Genomic DNA, 5362 nt, shown 5'->3' on the forward strand with positions numbered 1-5362 from the left:
GCCACAAAGCAAAACCCCCAGCTTTTGAGGGCTGGGGGTTCTGGGTATAAGAGCCTGGCGATGACCTACTTTCACACGGGTAGTCCGCACTATCATCGGCGCAAAGTCGTTTCACGGTCCTGTTCGGGATGGGAAGGGGTGGTTCCGACTCGCTATGGTCACCAGGCATGAGGGGTTGCCGGGCTGAGCAGGACTCAGCGCGGCGAATAGGGGTGTAGTAAAGATTGGGTTGTGCTTGCAGCAGCGTGGCACAAGGCGGCGAACCGCTATACCAGGCAAGACACACTGGTTATAGGATCAAGCCTTACGGGCAATTAGTACTGGTTAGCTTAACGCATTACTGCGCTTCCACACCCAGCCTATCAACGTCCTGGTCTCGAACGACCCTTCAAGGAGGTCAAGCCTCCAGGGAATCCTCATCTTCAGGCAAGTTTCCCGCTTAGATGCTTTCAGCGGTTATCTCTTCCGTACATAGCTACCCTGCGATGCCTCTGGCGAGACAACAGGTACACCAGCGGTACGTCCACTCCGGTCCTCTCGTACTAGGAGCAGCCCCCGTCAAGATTCCAACGCCCACGGCAGATAGGGACCAAACTGTCTCACGACGTTTTAAACCCAGCTCACGTACCTCTTTAAATGGCGAACAGCCATACCCTTGGGACCGGCTACAGCCCCAGGATGAGATGAGCCGACATCGAGGTGCCAAACACCGCCGTCGATATGAACTCTTGGGCGGTATCAGCCTGTTATCCCCAGAGTACCTTTTATCCGTTGAGCGATGGCCCTTCCATTCAGAACCACCGGATCACTATGTCCTGCTTTCGCACCTGCTCGACTTGTCGGTCTCGCAGTTAAGCACGCTTTTGCCATTGCACTTTAGGTACGATGTCCGACCGTACCAAGCGTACCTTCGAACTCCTCCGTTACACTTTGGGAGGAGACCGCCCCAGTCAAACTGCCTACCATGCACTGTCCCCGACCCGGATTCACGGGCCAAGGTTAGAACCTCAAACAAACCAGGGTGGTATTTCAAGGACGGCTCCACGTGAACTAGCGTCCACGCTTCAAAGCCTCCCACCTATCCTACACAGATCGGTTCAAAGTCCAATGCAAAGCTACAGTAAAGGTTCATGGGGTCTTTCCGTCTAGCCGCGGGGAGATTGCATCATCACAAACACTTCAACTTCGCTGAGTCTCGGGAGGAGACAGTGTGGCCATCGTTACGCCATTCGTGCAGGTCGGAACTTACCCGACAAGGAATTTCGCTACCTTAGGACCGTTATAGTTACGGCCGCCGTTTACCGGGACTTCAATCAAGAGCTTGCACCCCATCATTTAATCTTCCGGCACCGGGCAGGCGTCACACCCTATACGTCCACTTTCGTGTTTGCAGAGTGCTGTGTTTTTATTAAACAGTCGCAGCCACCATTTCATTGCAACCCCTTCACCCTTCTGGCGCAGGCCAGTCAAGCTACCAGGGCGTACCTTATCCCGAAGTTACGGTACCAATTTGCCGAGTTCCTTCTCCCGAGTTCTCTCAAGCGCCTTAGAATACTCATCTCGCCCACCTGTGTCGGTTTGCGGTACGGTCTCGTATGACTGAAGCTTAGAGGCTTTTCTTGGAACCACTTCCAATTGCTTCGCAGCACTAGGCCGCTCGCCCCACATCCTTGAATTCCGCGCCCGGATTTGCCTAAGCGCCTTCTCCAATGCAGGGACCGGGACTTCCAACACCCGGACAACCTTCCGCGATCCGTCCCCCCATCGCATCATACGACGGTGCAGGAATATTAACCTGCTTCCCATCAGCTACGCATCTCTGCCTCGCCTTAGGGGCCGACTCACCCTACGCCGATGAACGTTGCGTAGGAAACCTTGGGCTTACGGCGAGGGGGCCTTTCACCCCCTTTATCGCTACTCATGTCAGCATTCGCACTTCTGATACCTCCAGCATCCTTTACAAGACACCTTCACAGGCTTACAGAACGCTCTCCTACCACGCACTTGCGTGCGTCCGCAGCTTCGGTGACTGGCTTAGCCCCGTTACATCTTCCGCGCAGGACGACTCGATCAGTGAGCTATTACGCTTTCTTTAAAGGGTGGCTGCTTCTAAGCCAACCTCCTGACTGTTTTAGCCTTCCCACTTCGTTTCCCACTTAGCCAATCTTGGGGACCTTAGCTGGCGGTCTGGGTTGTTTCCCTCTTGACACCGGACGTTAGCACCCGATGTCTGTCTCCCGTGATTGCACTCTTCGGTATTCGGAGTTTGCTATGGCGGGGTAATCAGCAATAGACCCCCCAACCATGACAGTGCTCTACCCCCGAAGGTGACACACGAGGCACTACCTAAATAGTTTTCGGAGAGAACCAGCTATTTCCAGATTTGTTTAGCCTTTCACCCCTATCCACAGCTCATCCCCTAACTTTTCAACGTTAGTGGGTTCGGTCCTCCAGTACGTGTTACCGCACCTTCAACCTGGCCATGGATAGATCATCTGGTTTCGGGTCTACACCCAGCGACTCAACGCCCTGTTCGGACTCGCTTTCGCTACGCCTTCCCTAATCGGTTAAGCTTGCCACTGAATGTAAGTCGCTGACCCATTATACAAAAGGTACGCCGTCACCCGTTTCCAGGCTCCGACTGTTTGTATGCATGCGGTTTCAGGATCTATTTCACTCCCCTCCCGGGGTTCTTTTCGCCTTTCCCTCACGGTACTGGTTCACTATCGGTCGATCACGAGTATTTAGCCTTGGAGGATGGTCCCCCCATCTTCAGACAGGATTTCACGTGTCCCGCCCTACTTGTCGTACACCTAGTTCCACAACGCTGTTTTCGCATACAGGGCTATCACCTGCTATGGCCGGGCTTTCCATCCCGTTCTGCTAACAATGCTGCTAAAGAGTACAAGGCTCTTCCCATTTCGTTCGCCACTACTTTGGGAATCTCGGTTGATTTCTGTTCCTGCAGCTACTTAGATGTTTCAGTTCGCCGCGTTCGCTTCCCTGACCTATGTATTCAGTCAGGGATGACCCATTCGGGCCGGGTTTCCCCATTCGGACATCTCCGGATCAAAGCTTGTTTGCCAGCTCCCCGAAGCTTTTCGCAGGCTACCGCGTCCTTCATCGCCTGTGATCGCCAAGGCATCCACCACATGCACTTGTTCGCTTGACCCTATAACGAGTGTGTCTCTCGACACCGCTCACCATAGGTTCTGAGTTCTCGCGTTTGTGCCGTATTCCAAGTCATCTTTCGATCACTTAAATACATTTTGGTTGATACAATCACAACCCGGTATCGCGTTTTGTACTGCAGCGTCTCATCAACGCTTCGCGACACCTTTACTACATCCCATATTGTTAAAGAACAGCCGACCAGGCATGCGCCTGCATCGATCTTGGCAAAGCCAAACGCAAGCACTCAACACTAAGTGCTTGCGTTTGGCATACCGGACCAAGGTAAGTGGTGGAGGATGACGGGATCGAACCGACGACCCCCTGCTTGCAAAGCAGGTGCTCTCCCAGCTGAGCTAATCCCCCGGATAACTTGGTGGGTCTGGTAGGACTTGAACCTACGACCCCCGCCTTATCAAGACGGTGCTCTAACCACCTGAGCTACAGACCCTTGGCTGTAACAGCAAACAAACCGATAAGTGTGAACGCTTGAGCTTTGAACACAAGCCTCTGGAAAGGAGGTGATCCAGCCGCACCTTCCGATACGGCTACCTTGTTACGACTTCACCCCAGTCATGAACCCTGCCGTGGTAATCGCCCTCCTTGCGGTTAGGCTAACTACTTCTGGCAAAACCCACTCCCATGGTGTGACGGGCGGTGTGTACAAGACCCGGGAACGTATTCACCGCGGCATGCTGATCCGCGATTACTAGCGATTCCAGCTTCACGTAGTCGAGTTGCAGACTACGATCCGGACTACGATGCGTTTTCTGGGATTAGCTCCCCCTCGCGGGTTGGCAACCCTCTGTACGCACCATTGTATGACGTGTGAAGCCCTACCCATAAGGGCCATGAGGACTTGACGTCATCCCCACCTTCCTCCGGTTTGTCACCGGCAGTCTCTCTAGAGTGCCCTTTCGTAGCAACTAGAGACAAGGGTTGCGCTCGTTGCGGGACTTAACCCAACATCTCACGACACGAGCTGACGACAGCCATGCAGCACCTGTGTCCACTTTCCCTTTCGGGCACCTAATGCATCTCTGCTTCGTTAGTGGCATGTCAAGGGTAGGTAAGGTTTTTCGCGTTGCATCGAATTAATCCACATCATCCACCGCTTGTGCGGGTCCCCGTCAATTCCTTTGAGTTTTAATCTTGCGACCGTACTCCCCAGGCGGTCAACTTCACGCGTTAGCTACGTTACTGAGGAAATGAATCCCCAACAACTAGTTGACATCGTTTAGGGCGTGGACTACCAGGGTATCTAATCCTGTTTGCTCCCCACGCTTTCGTGCATGAGCGTCAGTCACGTCCCAGGGGGCTGCCTTCGCCATCGGTATTCCTCCACATCTCTACGCATTTCACTGCTACACGTGGAATTCTACCCCCCTCTGACGCACTCTAGCCTTGCAGTCACAAGCGCAATTCCCAGGTTAAGCCCGGGGATTTCACGCCTGTCTTACAAAACCGCCTGCGCACGCTTTACGCCCAGTAATTCCGATTAACGCTCGCACCCTACGTATTACCGCGGCTGCTGGCACGTAGTTAGCCGGTGCTTATTCTTCCGGTACCGTCATCGACGCCAGGTATTAACCAGCGCCATTTCTTTCCGGACAAAAGTGCTTTACAACCCGAAGGCCTTCTTCACACACGCGGCATTGCTGGATCAGGGTTGCCCCCATTGTCCAAAATTCCCCACTGCTGCCTCCCGTAGGAGTCTGGGCCGTGTCTCAGTCCCAGTGTGGCTGATCGTCCTCTCAGACCAGCTACTGATCGTCGCCTTGGTGGGCCTTTACCCCACCAACTAGCTAATCAGACATCGGCCGCTCCTGCTGCGCGAGGCCTTTCGGTCCCCCGCTTTCACCCTCAGGTCGTATGCGGTATTAGCTAATCTTTCGACTAGTTATCCCCCACAACAGGGCACGTTCCGATGTATTACTCACCCGTTCGCCACTCGCCGCCAGACCGAAGTCCGCGCTGCCGTTCGACTTGCATGTGTAAGGCATGCCGCCAGCGTTCAATCTGAGCCAGGATCAAACTCTTCAGTTCAATCTCTGTGTGGTGCCGAAGCACCTCGCTCTTTCGAGCGGTCGCTCACTCTCAGAAAACTGACCCGGCCTCTCCGAAGAAAGACCGAACATGTTTTACTGTGCGAGCACTGATAACTTTTGAAGCATTCCGAAGACCGAAGCCT

General features: G+C 53.9%; 2 tRNA genes and 3 rRNA genes. All 5 read right to left on the reverse strand.

Annotated elements, in window-relative coordinates:
- Positions 1-52 precede the first annotated feature (52 nt).
- The 5 genes from rrf to BLR29_RS31755 all read right to left on the reverse strand — a co-directional run bounded on the left by rrf (position 53) and on the right by BLR29_RS31755 (position 5217).
- A 5S ribosomal RNA gene (gene rrf, locus BLR29_RS31735) occupies positions 53-166 on the reverse strand.
- Positions 167-293: 127 nt separating this feature from the next.
- A 23S ribosomal RNA gene (locus BLR29_RS31740) occupies positions 294-3172 on the reverse strand.
- Between the two features lie 289 nt (positions 3173-3461).
- Positions 3462-3537: transfer RNA gene (locus tag BLR29_RS31745), tRNA-Ala, on the reverse strand.
- 8 nt (positions 3538-3545) lie between these two features.
- Positions 3546-3622, reverse strand: a tRNA-Ile gene (locus tag BLR29_RS31750).
- Between the two features lie 63 nt (positions 3623-3685).
- Positions 3686-5217 (reverse strand): 16S ribosomal RNA (locus BLR29_RS31755).
- The 16S, 23S and 5S rRNA genes sit together here with 2 tRNA genes alongside, the layout of an rRNA operon.
- Between the last annotated feature and the right edge of the window lie 145 nt (positions 5218-5362).

Source organism: Cupriavidus sp. YR651 (genome assembly GCF_900101625.1).
GTDB lineage: Bacteria > Pseudomonadota > Gammaproteobacteria > Burkholderiales > Burkholderiaceae > Cupriavidus.